This is a genomic window from Klebsiella sp. CB_Kp196 (assembly GCF_040061575.1).
In the GTDB taxonomy this organism is placed as follows: domain Bacteria; phylum Pseudomonadota; class Gammaproteobacteria; order Enterobacterales; family Enterobacteriaceae; genus Klebsiella; species Klebsiella michiganensis.
In genome coordinates, this window is the sequence record NZ_JBEAFH010000070.1 from 24,622 (window position 1) to 40,444 (window position 15,823).

At 48.3% G+C, this 15,823-nt stretch carries 17 protein-coding genes, 1 other RNA gene and 1 pseudogene; 10 read left to right on the top strand and 9 right to left on the bottom strand.

All coding sequences use genetic code 11. The features are described from left to right. The first annotated feature begins 9 nt into the window (after positions 1-9). Positions 10-351 carry an outer membrane protein assembly factor BamE gene (bamE, locus tag ABLU87_RS24850; protein ID WP_004123807.1) on the top strand — a complete coding sequence of 114 codons (342 nt, stop codon included), beginning with the start codon at positions 10-12 and terminating at the stop codon, positions 349-351. A gap of 66 nt (positions 352-417) precedes the next feature. Here bamE and ABLU87_RS24855 read toward each other — a convergent pair whose 3' ends face one another. Together ABLU87_RS24855 and ABLU87_RS24860 are read right to left on the bottom strand one after the other, a co-directional pair. Further along, positions 418-708, bottom strand: a complete 291-nt coding sequence (locus ABLU87_RS24855; RefSeq protein WP_064375317.1) for an RnfH family protein — start codon at positions 706-708, stop codon at positions 418-420. Next, positions 698-1,135: a type II toxin-antitoxin system RatA family toxin gene (locus tag ABLU87_RS24860; protein ID WP_196942138.1), complete on the bottom strand. Its 438-nt coding sequence runs from the start codon at positions 1,133-1,135 to the stop codon at positions 698-700. The genes ABLU87_RS24855 and ABLU87_RS24860 overlap by 11 nt, the downstream gene beginning before the upstream one ends. Before the next feature lie 149 nt (positions 1,136-1,284). Here ABLU87_RS24860 and smpB point away from each other — a divergent pair, with 149 nt between their 5' ends. The 3 genes from smpB to ABLU87_RS24875 all read left to right on the top strand — a co-directional run bounded on the left by smpB (position 1,285) and on the right by ABLU87_RS24875 (position 3,646). Next, the gene (gene smpB / locus ABLU87_RS24865; RefSeq protein WP_004104655.1) at positions 1,285-1,767 is read left to right on the top strand and encodes an SsrA-binding protein SmpB; all 483 of its coding nucleotides are present in this window, start codon (positions 1,285-1,287) and stop codon (positions 1,765-1,767) included. A gap of 144 nt (positions 1,768-1,911) precedes the next feature. After that, positions 1,912-2,275, top strand: a transfer-messenger RNA (tmRNA) gene (gene ssrA / locus ABLU87_RS24870). A 183-nt stretch (positions 2,276-2,458) separates the two neighbouring features. Then, the gene (locus ABLU87_RS24875) at positions 2,459-3,646 is read left to right on the top strand and encodes an integrase domain-containing protein (RefSeq protein WP_122117277.1); all 1,188 of its coding nucleotides are present in this window, start codon (positions 2,459-2,461) and stop codon (positions 3,644-3,646) included. A 24-nt stretch (positions 3,647-3,670) separates the two neighbouring features. On the opposite strand, the gene ABLU87_RS24880 is transcribed toward ABLU87_RS24875, so the two are convergent. The 5 genes from ABLU87_RS24880 to ABLU87_RS24900 form a co-directional block, all read right to left on the bottom strand. Then, positions 3,671-6,250: a DEAD/DEAH box helicase gene (locus ABLU87_RS24880; RefSeq protein ID WP_213811254.1), complete on the bottom strand. Its 2,580-nt coding sequence runs from the start codon at positions 6,248-6,250 to the stop codon at positions 3,671-3,673. A 1-nt stretch (position 6,251) separates the two neighbouring features. Continuing rightward, positions 6,252-7,196, bottom strand: coding sequence for a DUF1837 domain-containing protein (locus ABLU87_RS24885; protein ID WP_213811255.1), 945 nt, complete (start codon positions 7,194-7,196; stop codon positions 6,252-6,254). Between the two features lie 610 nt (positions 7,197-7,806). After that, entirely contained in the window at positions 7,807-8,373 is a 567-nt protein-coding gene (locus ABLU87_RS24890; RefSeq protein WP_002889930.1) for a phage polarity suppression protein, read from the bottom strand. A 17-nt stretch (positions 8,374-8,390) separates the two neighbouring features. Next, a complete protein-coding gene (locus tag ABLU87_RS24895) occupies positions 8,391-8,636 on the bottom strand; it encodes an ogr/Delta-like zinc finger family protein (RefSeq protein ID WP_004185270.1) in 246 nt (81 codons plus the stop codon). After that, the gene (locus tag ABLU87_RS24900) at positions 8,633-9,370 is read right to left on the bottom strand and encodes a glycoprotein 3 (protein ID WP_122117880.1); all 738 of its coding nucleotides are present in this window, start codon (positions 9,368-9,370) and stop codon (positions 8,633-8,635) included. Before ABLU87_RS24900 ends, ABLU87_RS24895 begins: the two co-directional genes overlap by 4 nt. A gap of 539 nt (positions 9,371-9,909) precedes the next feature. Here ABLU87_RS24900 and ABLU87_RS24905 point away from each other — a divergent pair. The 6 genes and pseudogenes from ABLU87_RS24905 (at position 9,910) to ABLU87_RS24930 (ending at position 13,619) form a co-directional block, all read left to right on the top strand. Beyond that, a complete protein-coding gene (locus tag ABLU87_RS24905) occupies positions 9,910-10,176 on the top strand; it encodes an AlpA family transcriptional regulator (RefSeq protein WP_122117881.1) in 267 nt (88 codons plus the stop codon). 2 nt (positions 10,177-10,178) lie between these two features. Then, a pseudogene (locus tag ABLU87_RS24910) lies at positions 10,179-10,511 on the top strand (ash family protein); the annotation flags it as partial. 24 nt (positions 10,512-10,535) lie between these two features. Next, complete coding sequence (locus tag ABLU87_RS24915) at positions 10,536-10,730, top strand: host cell division inhibitor Icd-like protein (protein WP_024135504.1); 195 nt, start codon at positions 10,536-10,538, stop codon at positions 10,728-10,730. Beyond that, the gene (locus tag ABLU87_RS24920) at positions 10,727-10,954 is read left to right on the top strand and encodes a hypothetical protein (protein WP_004185275.1); all 228 of its coding nucleotides are present in this window, start codon (positions 10,727-10,729) and stop codon (positions 10,952-10,954) included. Before ABLU87_RS24915 ends, ABLU87_RS24920 begins: the two co-directional genes overlap by 4 nt. After that, the gene (locus ABLU87_RS24925) at positions 10,951-11,271 is read left to right on the top strand and encodes a DUF5375 domain-containing protein (protein ID WP_004185276.1); all 321 of its coding nucleotides are present in this window, start codon (positions 10,951-10,953) and stop codon (positions 11,269-11,271) included. Before ABLU87_RS24920 ends, ABLU87_RS24925 begins: the two co-directional genes overlap by 4 nt. Positions 11,272-11,285: 14 nt before the next feature. Next, positions 11,286-13,619, top strand: coding sequence for a primase-helicase zinc-binding domain-containing protein (locus ABLU87_RS24930; protein ID WP_122117883.1), 2,334 nt, complete (start codon positions 11,286-11,288; stop codon positions 13,617-13,619). Positions 13,620-13,906: 287 nt separating this feature from the next. On the opposite strand, the gene ABLU87_RS24935 is transcribed toward ABLU87_RS24930, so the two are convergent. After that, the gene (locus ABLU87_RS24935) at positions 13,907-14,575 is read right to left on the bottom strand and encodes a hypothetical protein (RefSeq protein ID WP_228300314.1); all 669 of its coding nucleotides are present in this window, start codon (positions 14,573-14,575) and stop codon (positions 13,907-13,909) included. A gap of 369 nt (positions 14,576-14,944) precedes the next feature. Then, positions 14,945-15,823: hypothetical protein (locus ABLU87_RS24940; RefSeq protein WP_348866048.1), on the bottom strand; the 879-nt coding region annotated here is incomplete at its 5' end.

Consider the following 15,823-nt stretch of genomic DNA (forward strand, 5'->3'; position numbering starts at 1 on the left):
CAAATCACTATGCGCTGTAAAATGCTGACTGCTGCCGCAGCGGTTCTTCTTATGTTGACCGCAGGCTGTTCCACTCTGGAACGAGTGGTTTACCGTCCTGACATCAACCAGGGTAACTATCTGGCACCAACCGATGTAGCAAAAATCCGCGTCGGCATGACGCAACAACAGGTTGCCTATGCTCTTGGTACCCCGATGATGTCGGATCCGTTTGGCACCAATACCTGGTTCTACGTTTTCCGTCAGCAGCCTGGGCATGAGAAAGTTACCCAGCAGACGCTTACCCTGACCTTCAACAGCAGCGGTGTGCTGACCAACATTGATAACAAACCTGCCCTGACGGCGGAGTAAAGCTATCAATACGCAAAAAGCGCTCAATGAGCGCTTTTTTTATATCTGCATCTTCGTGCGAAACGGTTACTTTCCGGCGCTTTTCTCTGCCCGCTGGCGACGCAGCTCTTTTGGGTCAGCAATCAGCGGCCGATAGATTTCTACCCGATCGCCATCTTGGACCCGATCGTGAAGCTTAGCCGGGCGGCTATAAATCCCCACTTTGTTCTTCGTCAGATCGATATCATCACGCAGCGCCAGAAGGCCGCTGGCCACGATCGCCTGCTCGACCGTCGCGCCCTCCTCCAGCTTAACGCTTTGCAGATACTGCTTTTCCGGCAATGCGTAGGCCACTTCAACCACGATTTTAGCCGACACTGTAGACCTCTTTAGCGCGGGTCGTGAACGCCTGCACCATATTCATGGCCAGCTCTTTGAAAATGCGACCAAAGGCCATTTCAATCAGCTTATTAGTGAATTCAAAATCGAGATGGAACTCAATTTTGCACGCTTCCGGGCTTAAGGGAATAAACTTCCAGCCGCCAATCAGCTTTTTGAACGGACCATCGACCAGACTCATCAGAATACTTTGGTTACTGGTCAGCGTATTTCGCGTTGTGAAGGTCTTGCTGATACCCGCTTTGGAGACGTCAACCGCCGCGGTCATTTGCATCGGACCGAGCTCCAGAACCCGGCTACCGGTGCAGCCCGGCAGAAAATCAGGGTAGGACTTCACATCATTTACCAGTTGGTACATCTGTTCCGCACTGAACGGCACCAGGGCGGTACGGCTAATCTGAGGCATAGCAGGTTCCACATATAAACACGGTGTAAATAATATCATTTATCTGCTGCTAAAAAAAACGCTGTACCGCAACTCGTGCTAAGATAGCCCATTACGCCTCGCGGGAAGATTGAGGTACGACTGTTTTAAGACGATGACTTCAGGATACTATGACTAAGAAAAAAGCCCACAAACCTGGATCAGCCACCATTGCGCTGAATAAACGCGCTCGTCATGAATACTTTATCGAAGATGAATACGAGGCTGGTCTTGCCCTGCAGGGATGGGAAGTAAAATCTCTCCGCGCAGGTAAAGCCAACATTGGCGATAGCTATGTCATTTTAAAAGATGGCGAAGCCTATCTGTTTGGCGCCAACTTTACGCCAATGGCCGTTGCTTCCACTCATTACGTTTGCGACCCGACGCGTACCCGTAAGCTTCTGCTCAACCAGCGCGAACTGGATACCCTGTACGGGCGCATCAACCGCGAAGGTTACACCGTGGTTGCTCTTTCTCTGTACTGGAAGAATGCCTGGTGCAAAGTCAAAATCGGCGTAGCGAAAGGTAAGAAACAGCACGACAAGCGTACCGATATCAAAGACCGCGAGTGGGCGGTAGATAAAGCCCGAATTATGAAACACGCCGGTCGTTAATTCCCCTTCCTGTCAGGGTCAGTTTTGCTGGCCCTGATGCTATATCGTTGTTGATGCTGATTTTTCACCCAACCTGACGCCATAATCCTCAAAACGAGGACTGGTAAGCACATTCATAAATCTGTTATACTCACCGTACACATTGGGGCTGATTCTGGATTCGACGGGATTTGCGAAACCCAAGGTGCATGCCGAGGGGCGGTTGGCCTCGTAAAAAGCCGCAAAAAAATAGTCGCAAACGACGAAAACTACGCTTTAGCAGCTTAATAACCTGCTCTGAGCCCTCTCTCCCTAGCTTCCGCTCTTAAGACGGGGATCAAAGAGAGGTCAAACCCAAAAGAGATCGCGTGGAAGCCCTGCCTGGGGTTGAAGCGTTAAAACTAATCAGGCTAGTCTGGTAGTGGCGTGTCCGTCCGCAGGTGCCAGGCGAATGTAAAGACAGACTAAGCATGTAGTACCGAGGATGTAGGAATTTCGGACGCGGGTTCAACTCCCGCCAGCTCCACCACTTGCTCTTCCGGATACGTCCGGGGAAATCCTGAAAGCCCGCATGGCACAAGCCCTGCGGGCTTTTTTGTGTCTGTCGTTGTCCGAGGGCATCCGGCTAAATCCAGAGAAAATTGGTACACGTTTAGGTACACGCTATACTGTGGTCCATTAAACGTGTACCAATTATGGAAGGGATCCAGGCATGGCGCGCATTACACGCCCACTTACTAACAACGAAATACTTAAAGCTAAACCCCGTGAAAAAGACTTCACCTTACATGATGGTGATGGCCTGTTCTTGCTCGTCAAAACTACTGGTAAAAAGCTCTGGCGCTTCCGCTATCAACGTCCGAACAGTGGCAGCCGAACTAATCTCAGCCTCGGCTCATACCCGGCCCTTACGCTCGCAACAGCTCGTCAGATACGCGACCAGCACTTAACCACACTCGCGCAAGGCATGGATCCACAGCAGCAACAAGAGCTAGCGTCAGAACAACGTCAGATTGAGCTGGATAGCATTTTCTCAACAGTAGCCGCTAACTGGTTCCAGATAAAAAGAAAAAGCGTCACAGAAGATTATGCAAAAGACATTTGGCGCTCTTTAGATAAAGACGTGTTCCCCGCTATCGGTTCGATACCTGTTCAGGAGATAAAAGCCAGAACGATTGTTGAAGCACTAGAGCCAATTAAAGCGCGTGGTGCACTTGAGACTGTTCGTCGTTTGGTTCAGCGTGTTAACGAGATAATGATTTATGCGGTTAACACCGGTCTGATAGATGCGAATCCGGCATCAGGTGTTGGCATGGCCTTTGAGAAACCAAAAAAGCAAAACATGCCGACACTGCGGCCAGAAGAGTTGCCAAAATTGATGCGGTCACTGGTTATGTCTAATTTATCTGTTCCGACACGCTGTCTCATTGAATGGCAGCTGCTGACGCTCGTGCGCCCTTCAGAGGCTTCTGGGGCAAAATGGGCCGAGATCGATCTCAATGCCAAGCTCTGGACCATTCCGGCAGAAAGGATGAAGGCCAAGCGAGAGCACATCGTTCCTCTATCTCAACAGGCATTAGATATTCTAGAAGTGATGAAGCCAATCAGTGCTCATCGTGAACATGTTTTCCCGAGCAGGAACGATCCAAAACAACCGATGAATAGCCAAACTGCTAATGCCGCATTAAAACGGATAGGATATGGAGGTAGGTTAGTAGCACATGGTTTACGTTCGATTGCAAGTACAGCCATGAATGAAGAGGGCTTTAATGCTGATGTTATTGAAGCGGCATTAGCTCACTCAGATAAGAATGAAGTTCGAAGGGCTTACAATCGCTCGATTTATCTGGAGCAAAGAATAGACCTAATGATTTGGTGGGGTTCATTTGTAAAAAATTAAAAAAGGAGGGAACCCCTCCTTTTTTTAGATCTCAATTCCATTGATGATAGAGTAAATTTCTAACTTTACCAATGCAGGTAAATCATCAAGCAAATTACTATTCTTAATAATCCATTCTATACATAGCTGCTCATCAAAATTATCGCTAGTTATGTACTCAGATATCATAACGGCTGAAGTTCGTGAAAAGCCCAAGCTAATCAGAGAGATCTGTGTCTTTACACTTACTCCAAGCTCTAAGAAAACACCTACATCATCGATATATTCTATAAGATCAGCCCTCCCTTCAGAAATATAAAAATGTCTTAATAAATCATTGTAACAAGAAAGTAATTTAGGTGCTTGATATCTAGCGACACGCTCGACATCTTCCATAACATTTCTTATGACAGAAGGCTCCTTATACTCTTTCTTTTTTCTCTTTAAATGAGATATCCTTTCTGAAATTAATCTTGCTAGTGGATACCCCCTCATCCAATTAATAACTAATAACGCAAGTACAAATACACCTTTAGAATTATAACCCAAATCAATGCTCATCGTATCTGATATACGTGTAAATGCTTTGATATATGAGGGCAACGCATCATCACTTGATGGATCAGCTAGAAGTAAGTTCTCTAAATTTTCTTTATCACACCTCTCAAACCTCTCCCACAGATTTTGCATTAATATTGGGCTGATACCCGGATTGCGAGATATAATCTCAAGGGGAAAACTCAGAGAGTCTAAAACTTCTGTAATTTTAGAATCCAACGCTTCTAGATTATTTAAGTTGTATTTTTCAATATAAGGATTGTATTCTAATCCGTCGTTAAGATAATGTGAAATACATAAATAACTAAATAACCCTTGTAATTTAGGGTTGGATCGTGTCATGCCATAGTGATGAGGTGAATCGATATATTCATAAATTGAGTCGATCTCGTCATGTAATGAGTCAGTTGCACGAATAATTCTTATATTTTTCTTACTAATTGGTGGCGTGCCATTCCAAATCCTTTGGTTATTAGTATCGACACAAATAACATTCCCTTGAAACTCTTTCCCCCAGCGCCCAGCTCTACCGGCCAAGTTCCAAAAATCATCCTCTTTCATTGGTTTTCCACTACCTTTTCTTGGCCCGCGGATAAATATGTTCTTACAGGCCATATTTACACCTTCCACCAATGTGGATGTGCAAATCAAATACCTTATCTTGCCTTTACCAAATAATCTTTCCACTTCAGTTTTTATTATTAATGGCATATTCCCGTAGTGAAATGCAACCCCCTTCCTTAAGGTAAAATTAAGTGCAAACCTTTCATGAATAACTTTTTCGCTTAACTCAATCAAATTTAATATATCTTTATCATCAGTAACTTCATCCAAACTATCTGCAATTTGCTTGGCTGTTTTTTCTGCATCAGCAGCACCATTCACATAAACAACATTCCCAGATGTATGTTTTCCCAAGGTCAATGCAATAAATGAAAGCCTTTTACTATCTGATGATGGTGTATTTTCTAAATCAAAATCACCTATGAATTGTTTCTCCCCCCGAAAGAAAAAATACATCTTCCATTTTTTAGGTGTATTAGGCCTTTGCTCTACCCAAATAAGATTCTGATTAACTGTAACATAACTACTTTTTATTACACTTGTTTTACCCTTATAAGGGGCATCTGATAATAACAGCTCTGGATTAGATGTAAAAGGACTGGCGAAAATCACTTTAATCTGTCTATTTCTTGCACATGTCATTTCCAAAACATATTGCAAAAATATACCACGAAGTGAGTCACCAATTTTATGTGCTTCATCTATTATTAACAGATCGACTATAGGTCTTTCATTTAAAGAATTATAAAATATATTCAACCTTTCTTGAGTAAAAATAAAAATATTTACTCTTGTGTTATCGTAGGAAGTTTTAAGCGGTAAGGTCTGTATATTTATAACTCCAGTCCCATTTGAATCAAGACGTATAAGAAGTGATTCATACACCTCACTTATCAATGCTCTAGTTGGCACCAAATAAACAATTAACCCTCTATCTTTTTTATTAATATAATCTTCCACCCAAGACTCTAAAATAAAAGATTTACCAACTGATGTTGGAGCTGAGACACTAACCCATTCATTTTTTTGCACTCTATCCCAAAACTCTGACTGAAATTTATTAGCATAAATAAGCTTATCGTTCCCAATTTCAATTGTATGCTCAATTTTTCGTTTTGTTGTTTCTAACTGACCAGCTATAGGCAGCCTTTTCTCAAACCCTTCCTTTAGAAATCCTTTTTTTACAGCAAGCTCTACTGTAGCATTATTTGCTAACGCATCTAAAATTAATGCTGCACTATCTTTCCTTTGCTCACTATTCAAGTTAATCAAGCAATACTGAGATATCCTCAACGCAGCATCTTGGCAAAGATCATCATTTGATTGAGATAAAACACTACCGCAAGTAAGCAAATAACTTATATCTTGATCCGAAACACTTTGATTATTAAACGCCCTGACTGATGGAAATTGGTTAACTACTGAGGATATAGTCAATCCTTTCAGTTTATTGATAAAACCTTGATTATTAACCAACCAACTAGGAAGCTCTTTCATACTCATATCAATCTCCATTCAAAGAGGTAATCAAGGTCTGTCTAAAACTATCTACAGAAGGAAATGGAATTAAAAATACATGCAATGATATTCCATGAATACTTTCCTCAATTATTCTCTTTTTAATATTATCCCTCCATGAGTCAATCTTATCGCTAAAGGTCTCAAGCAACCCATTAATATTTAACTTATTTGGCTCAGTTGGATAATCATCAATATCAAAACCTACTAAACAAATACCACGATACTCTAACTTATTAAATTCCGGGTTATCAGGATCCAAGAATTTTTTTAAGGCCGCTTCTAGGTTAGGATCATCTACATTCATAAAATCGCTTAGTAACTGGATATCTCTTTCCTCAGCACTACCATCACCAAATGAGCTAGTAATTAATGGAGATATACTCTTCATACATTTATATATTGCTTGTGTCAAATTAGAATATAGCTTTGACTCCCCCCAATATAAACATAGTTTTTGGCTTTGCTTATCAACACCGATGTGTACACCATCAGCACCATGGTAATGCATTTCAGGATTGGTTTTTAGATTCATCTTGCAGATAATCTGAGGGAGCTTTAGGAATTTCTCTGCAAAAAGAAATAGAATTAACTCTCCTCCTTCACCGCTATTCGCAAGGCTGGTAAACAATCCCATTGCCTGCGTGAATAACTTAGCTATTTTAAGAGTTGAACCTGTTTCTTGTTGATACTTTATGGCTGCATTTATCTTCTTACGGGGAATAGCATAGTCGATGATTTTCCCCACAAGGTACTGTATAAGTGCATCGACTTTAGGTCGCCCATTACCATCTAAATTTATACAATGAAAGTGGCAAGCAGCAGAAGTACCCTCGATCAAGTAATCAGATTTAATTTCTTGGAAATAACTATAAATAGTATCACCATCATCCCTTACCAATTTCTCAAGTGCGGTTTGTAAAGCATCCATAGTGCATCCTATGCAATAGCATTAATTTTTACTTAAAGATAACTCTTATTGATTTTTTATGGAATAGCCAGTAAGCAACACTATTCCCTCCTCGCACACCCGTCTCGTTGAGCTGTTTTCATACTGGGGTATGAGTGGGGGGCAGGCAGCCACAGAAGTGAATGAACGAGAATAAGGATCAGGTTAGAAAAGATGTGAGCAGCTTCAAAAAAATATCCACTCGAAACCGAAAGTGACCGTTCTCCCGCATCCTACGTGTAGCTTTTTCTTACACCTCAACTGGCTGCCTCAGAGGCTCGTCACGCTCTCGAACAACATCGCACTAATCATCAACACTCCCACTAATCCACGCAGCACAGCGACGCGCCCAGGCTGCGAAATTAAATATCATTAAATAAATACTTTACCGCTGGCGCGCAGTGCTTTCCCCGCCTCGCCTGCACGCTTCGTGGGTCGGTTTTCATGCAGGTGCATGGGCAGGCTCAGGCCGCGCCGGGACAGGGTTGCGAAGGGAGTGACGGGACGGAGGAACGCATGCAAAACCATGCACCCTGTGGATGCATGGCTTAATTCGGGAAAATAGCGGTATTTTCGGGGACTTTTGCGGGGGCTACCTGCCGGCCAGTTCCGTGCGCCGGCGGGCATAAATCAGACTCTGTGCGGGGGTGTATTTTTCCTGATTATCCACCCGCGAAGCCGCGTCAGGCCTGAATCCGATGGCCGTTAAAATATCGCTGTCTTCTGCCGAATAATTAATTTCTTCACCGGTACTCAGCCACACGGACAGCGCTTCGCGCAGGTAATGCGCCGAACGGTCGAGCGCATGGCCGGTCAGGAGTGCGGGCTGCTGGCTGAGTCCCATCAGCTCCGGGGCAAGCGTGGCGGCCAGCTCTGTCCCGTGCGCCTGCATAAAGTCATTCAGCCGGTTGCGGATACTGATGCGCTGGACCGCTTCATGGGAGCGGATATAGCGCCCGGCGGCCTGATTTATCTCCCATTTTTTGACATCGATAATATCGCGCAGTGTCTGCATTCTGCCCGGAATACGGTCATCCCCGGCCAGCACCTGTTCCTGATATTCCTGCTCTGCGGCCGCCAGTTCGGCTTTACGGTTCAGCCAGGCGGTTTCGTTCTTCTGACAGGCTTCAAAGGCCTGCTGTAGCGTAAGGGTGGTCATGGTCAGTTCTCCCCTGATTAATGACGGTATGGCGAGCTGTAGCAGCCCTGCACTTTACGGGGTGCCGGGGGTGTGACCGGCTCCGCGACAGGCGGCGCTTTCTCCGCCGGGGGCCGGATAACCTCGTCGATGGCTTCAGTGGTGCGGAACGTCGCCGAGCACTCAATATTGGTGCACTGGTGATAGCGCTGTTTGACGTTCTCCGACAGATAGCGGGAGGTGCGGGCATGCGCCGACTTTTTGCAGAACGGACAGTGCATCATGGCAGCAGCCCCCGCGCTTTCAGGTCAGCCTCGCGCTGACGGATTTTCTCCTGCCAGACTTTACGCTCGCCGGGCGTGCTGGCGGCGTCGTGGTCCATATGCGCAAGCGCGACGGCCGGGAAGCCGGTCAGGGAGAGCACCGGCTCATCCGCTGGCGTGACGGAGAAGGCGCTCACTTTCCTGGTCAGGAAGGTCACCACCTGATGCATGACCTCTTTCTCCGGCTCGGTGTACCCCTGATGGCCGATGGTGTTGGCGAGCGGGTTTGCCATCACATCCGCTTTCAGCACCATCGCCCGGACCAGTGGCCCGAGGGTGTCGTTCAGCGCCCGGTCGAGCTCTTCCTTCGCGTATTCAGACAGTACGGCGTGATGCGCCTGGCGGAATGCCTGCGCGGTGCTGTTGCAGGCGACTTTCAGCAGGTCACGTTCGAAGGCCAGCACTTCGGTCAGGTTGTCACATTCCTGCGCCAGCTCCCGGCGGGCCACGCGTTCGATATGGCCGCTTTTCAGCTCATCGGTCAGCATGGCACCCCCGGCACGGAAAGCAGCACGCCATGTGCGGGTATCGCTGCCGTTGTCCTGCTCCAGCTCCGCTTTCTGCTCCTCTGCGCGGGTGATGGCCGTCAGGGTGTCCTCCATCAGGCGAGCCTGTTCAAGATGGGCCGCTCTGGCTGCGGCCAGTCGCTCCAGCGCCGGTTGCAGGTAATCAGGGATAAAGGGGGTGTCGGTCATGGCAGGTTTCCTCGTGGTTTCAACATGAGGTGATTCTGCCGGGGCACACACAACAACACGACCTGTTGCGGTTGTGGCAGTGCTGGCACAAACAGGACGTCAAAACCCGGCTTGCCAGAGAAAGGTCTCAGGAAAAGCCTACTCACCGTTTGTTTTTTTACATATAACTGTTCACTACTGTTCACTTTAAATAAAAAAATAATTAATACAGTAAGTTAAGTGGTGAACAGTTGAGAGTGGAAGTGTTCACCGACTGTTCACTACTGTTCACCTTTCTGTTTTGACGAAGCCTTGCTTATTTAGTCTTTTTTGCGCTTAAAAAATAAATATATATAAACAAAAGTAATCATAGGTTTGCCATCAATTGCCAACGATTGCCAACAGTTGCCAGTGTTTTCCACTTTCAAAAAATCAATATGTTGTGTGGTCGGACACAACAAAAAGACTTGTTGCCCTCGGGGAAAATATTCACAAAATAGAGAGCTACCCGAGGCCGGACGGACACGACCGGCACTGTATGGACTTTATGAGGTAGCCCGATGCACACCGCTTTTTCTTCCCCGTCTTCTGCCCCTGCCGCGCCGCTGATGCCGGTTTCTGATGCCGTTCAGGAGCGCTTTATCCGTCTGCCCGAAGTGATACATCTGTGCGGGCTGTCCCGCTCCACGATTTACGACCTCATCAGCCGGGAGGCTTTCCCGAAACAAATCTCCCTCGGCGGAAAAAACGTGGCGTGGGCGCAGTCGGAAATCACCACATGGATGGCTGACCGTATTGCCGAACGCAACCGGGGCTATGACGCATGATGATGCCCGTTCCGCAAAAAGCCCCTTTTTCTGGCTTGCTTCCCTTCGCCGTTTCCAGGTATAGTTTTGCCGCTGTCGCAAAATCGGCAGCCGGAATTGGCGTTCCGAATAACTTCAAGGCGACACGACACGCGCCATGCGTGTTTTTTTATGTCGTTGCTCAGGCACACCCATTTTCAGGGCTGTGGTGTTTATTCGTGCACCAGGGTTCTTTTCTGATAATGGTAGTCCGGGCGGGGCAGCCTTCGGGCTGGCCGGTTCCCTTGAAGGCCGGTTACGCCAACCCCGCTCGGGCTGCCACCAGTGAAATTGGCGTTTCCGGTGGTAGTTTTTCAAACTACTTCAAGGAGGCTGCCATCATGGCTACTATCCTCACCCCGTCACACCCGCAGTTTGTCTTCGTGTTTGCCGCCGTTCGTCGCGCAGACCGTAAACCCCGTATCTGTATGCTCCGCGCCGTCGCCGGAGATGAACACGCCGCACGCCTTTCCCTCGTCCGCGATTACGTCCTCTCGTTTGCCGGGCGTCTGCCGGTGGCGGAGGTGCGCGCATGAGACACTCCACGATTACCGCCCGTGATCTCGAATGCCTTGAGCATATGCGCAATGTCGGCCAGCTCGTCAGCGACCTGATGCAGGTGCAGGACTGCACCTCCCTGCGTCGTGACCCGACCCAGCAGTTACAGCTCACCTCCGTGATTTACCTCATGACCGCCCAGCTCGACGGTGTGGTCGAGCGCTGCAACCACCGCTGGTTCACCGGGGAGGGCAACGTATGAAAACGCCTCTGCCGCCTGTATTGCGTGCCGCCCTGTATCGCCGTGCCGTGGCCTGTGCCTGGCTGACCCTGTGCGAACGTCAGCACCGCTATCCTCACCTCACCCTCGACGCGCTGGAAAGCGCCATCGCCGCCGAACTGGAGGGCTTCTACCTGCGCCAGCACGGCGAGGAAAAAGGCCGTCTGATTGCCTGTGCGCTTCTGGAAGATTTGATGCAGGCCGGGCCGCTGAAAGCCGCCCCGTCGCTGTCCTTCCTCGGGCTCGCCGTGATGGATGAGCTCTGCGCCCGCCATATCACATCGCCTGTACTGCACTGAGGGAGACAATCACCATGAAAATGAACGTAACGGACACGGTAAAACAGGCGTGCGGCCACTGGCCGCGCATTCTCCCGGCGCTGGGAATGAAGGTGATAAAAAACCGCCATCAGGCCTGCCCGGTGTGCGGCGGCGCTGACCGGTTCCGCTTTGACGATAAAGAGGGACGCGGCACATGGTTCTGTAACCAGTGTGGTGCCGGTGACGGTCTGAAACTGGTTGAGAAGGTGTTCGGCATATCGGCATTCGAGGCCGCCGGGAAGGTAAACGCCGTCACCGGCCACCTGCCGCCGGTGGCCCCGGAGGTGATGGCGGCCGCAGACGCTGAAACGGAGGCCGACCGCAAAGCAGCGGCCGCGCTGGCCGTCAGACTGCTGGAGAAAACCCGACCGGCCACCGGCAACGCCTACCTGACCCGCAAGGGCTTTGCCGGTCGTGAGTGTCTGACGCTGACCGCGTCTCACAAAACCGGCGGCGTGGCTTACCGCGCCGGTGATGTAGTGGTGCCGCTGTATGACGGGACCGGCGCGCTGGTTAACCTCCAGCTTATTAACGCTGAGGGGCTCAAGCGCACCCTGAAGGGCGGTCAGGTCAAAGGGGCATGCCATCTCATCGACGGGCAGAAACAGGCCGGGAAACGCCTGTGGATAGCGGAGGGCTATGCGACTGCCCTTACCGTGCATCACCTGACCGGGGAAACCGTCATGGTGGCGCTGTCGTCCGTGAACCTTCTTTCTCTGGCGAGCCTGACCCGTCAGAAACACCCGGCCTGTCAGATTATCCTCGCCGCCGACCGTGACCTGAACGGCGACGGCCAGACTAAAGCCGCCGCGGCCGCAGAAGCCTGCGAGGGCGTTGTTGCCCTGCCGCCGGTGTCCGGTGACTGGAACGATGCGGTGATGCTGAAGGGGGAGGACGTCACGCGGAAAGCCATTTATGACGCCATCCGGCCAGCGGCACAAAGCCCGTTCGACACCATGAGCGAGGCGGAATTTACCGCCATGAGCGCCAGCGATAAGGCGATGCGGGTGCATGAGCATTACGGTGAAGCGCTGGCCGTGGATGCCAACGGCCAGCTCCTGTCCCGCTATGAAAACGGCATCTGGAAGGTGATTCCGCCTTCTGATTTTGCCCGCGACGTGGCCGGACTGTTCCAGCGTCTGCGCGCACCGTTCTCGTCGGGGAGAATTGCCTCAGTAGTGGAGACCCTGAAACTGATTATTCCGCAGCAGGATGCACCGGCACGCCGTCTGATTGGTTTTCGCAACGGCGTACTCGACACCCAGAGTGGCCTGTTCAGCCCGCACAGCAAATCACACTGGCTGCGCACGCTGTGCGACGTGGATTTCACCCCGCCGGTGGAAGGGGAAACACTGGAAACCCACGCGCCGAACTTCTGGCGCTGGCTCGACCGGGCGGCCAGTGGCAACCCGACAAAACGCGACGTGATTCTGGCCGCGCTGTTTATGGTGCTGGCGAACCGCTACGACTGGCAGCTCTTTCTCGAAGTCACCGGCCCCGGCGGCAGCGGGAAAAGTATTCTGGCCGAAATCGCCACGATGCTGGCCGGAGAGGATAACGCCACATCAGCCGATATCGACACACTGGAAGACCCCCGTAAGCGCGCCTCCCTGATTGGCTTCTCGCTCATTCGTCTGCCAGACCAGGAGAAATGGAGCGGTGACGGTGCGGGGCTCAAGGCCATCACCGGCGGCGATGCGGTCTCCGTTGACCCGAAATACCAGAATCCCTACTCGACGCATATTCCGGCGGTGATTCTGGCCGTGAACAATAACCCGATGCGCTTCACCGACCGCAGCGGCGGCGTGTCACGTCGCCGGGTGATTATCCACTTCCCGGAGCAGATTGCGCCGGAAGAACGCGACCCGCAGCTCAGGGATAAAATCGCCCGCGAGCTGGCCGTGATTGTGCGCCAGCTAATGCAGCAGTTCAGCGACCCGATGAGTGCCCGCGCCCTGCTCCAGTCACAACAGAACTCAGACGAGGCGCTCAGCATCAAGCGCGATGCTGACCCGACCTTTGATTTTTGCGGCTATCTGGAGGCGCTGCCGGAGCCCGACGGGATGTATATGGGGAACGCCAACATTATCCCGCGCCAGCCGCGCCTGTACCTGTATCACGCCTATCTGGTGTACATGGAAGCCCACGGCTACAGGAACGCGCTCAGCCTGACCATGTTCGGCAAGGGGCTCTCAGCCATGCTGAAAGAGTACGGTCTGAATTATGAGAAGCGCCGTACAAATCAGGGCATGCAGACCAATCTCGCCCTCAGGGAGGAAAGCAACGCCGACTGGCTGCCGAAGTGTGACGAACCCACCGCAACATAACCTACCCGGACCGGCAACAGCCGGTCTTTTTTTGCCTGCTCACCGGCCAGAGTGAACAGTAAAGTGTTCACTGTTCATCGGGTGCTCACCAACTAACATTATGAAAATAAACAATAAAAACACCAAGTAAACAGTGTGAACAGTTTTTCCAGAAAAAACTTTTTCCCCTCCAAAATGATCAGACCGCTCAGTGCCAGAAACGGACGTTTTTAACGCAACGATCGCCAACATTGAGTCAGGTAAAAGATATAAAACATCTAGTAAAGATCGTTTTATATCCATACTTCTTACTTGAATTCTTTTGTTTTTACCCACTCAGCCTTGCTAATTAATTTAATGTTGTCTTTTATGTTTTTAATAATCTCCATTATCTTATCAAAATCATGATCATCACCAGGTTTAAAGTTATTGGAAATTTCAGTGTACTCATTTAATGCGGTGATCACTTCAATAGACTCATTTTCAAGAGGGTTGAGTAACATTTCAATTTTTGCTTTAAGGAAAGTTAGATCACCTTTAATATTTGTGGCATCCATTCGAATCTGACGATAATAAGAATCATCTTTTTGATCGTGCTTTCTAAATTCATTTGTTATAAGTATTTGTAAATTATTTAATTTGTTAGCTACTGATATATATCTAGCTGCATTATCTCTTAGTTCATTGATCCAATTTTGTCTGCTTGATGAGACAAGTTGTGCTCTGAGTTGCTCTCGGGCATATTTAGCATGCTCATCGCGATCAGTTTTCATGGTTTTTGCACTATTCGAAATTGCGTAATATGAAATTGCTGCGGGAATAGCTGCGCCAATAATAGCACCTAGAGTACTTGCAAAAACGCTATCCCAACCAAACCCAGAATCCACAACTATAGTTGGTAATTTACCTAGTGTTAAAATACCTGAGTCTAAAAAATTTGAATTGCTTGATGGGAATGGAATGCCGAGCCAAGTCATAAATACCTTCTATATGGAGAATGTATCATATCAGTAAGTCAGGGCATTTAGCGAGGCCCTATACTAGTATAAGCAGCATTGAAGAAGATGGGCACCATATGGGATGATGAGTATCTACTCTAATTATACCGCTTAACCAAACCATACACATTTAGAGATGCAAAGAACGGTCCAGTTGTGCTAATTAGGCTGATGTCCACTTCTCGCTCACAGCGGACATCATACTCTTGGAGCGGTCCGCTCTGTGCCAGTAGAGGACGTTGCTAGTGTCAGCCTATGTTAATCAACAGGGAGCAGGTCACACTGTCGTCTCAGAATACCTAGCACATAGGTCACACGAACTTCCAACTGTATTGCTTGTTTTCGTGGCTAAGCCTCTTTTTGTTGATGATACCAATGCAACATCATCCGGAGCTTCAATAGAGTTGTACTGTCATCATCCTCAGAACAAAAATTGTATCGCCCGCCTGAATATTCATTTAACTTGTCCAAGTAAAAGCCACCCATTGGGTCATATCTATCAGAGTGGAGCCAAGCAAACATTTTCTGAAGAACGTAATGCAGGGCATTTTTCGGAAGCGTTGAAATCATCACGCCATGCTTAGTTGCTAAATCCTCAATATTCATTTCCTGAAGATTATATCTAATCTCTACTGCAATTGGATGTAGTTTACTTAAAAATACGTCAACTTCATCCTTGAGATGTGCCTCTTTAACATTCCCCTCGAACAGCTTTATTAACTCTTCCACTTCCATTCGGTAATAATCATTATCACCTCGCACCGCAACTTCTGAAAGAAGCAACTTTAACTCAGCATGAATGTTATCAGTAGACGGTATAATCTGTTTGGATAGGGTGCTGTAATGTTTTATACGTATTGCTATTACGGAACCCTTTAGGCTTGTTAGATATTTATACCTATCTTCAATATATGTAATTAGCTCATCGAACTTAATGCCGAAAATAACATCATCTTTCCCTGGCGTGTTGTTGTAAAGGCTTATAGTGAAATCATTTTCATTGAAAGCATGAAAATGAGGCCAGCTTGCAAACAGTCGTTCACCATCACTATTTTTAAGATTTGTAGGGTGAGCACCAAAGATAGCACGAATACTCTTAAAGTATGCGTCATCATCCTCATGTGAAAGATAGGGCGTTTTATTCTTAAAGACATTCGCTGATTTCTTGAAAGGCTGACCTGCTCCCCGTTGATTAATACACCGTGATGTTAGTAATGTCTTCATAAG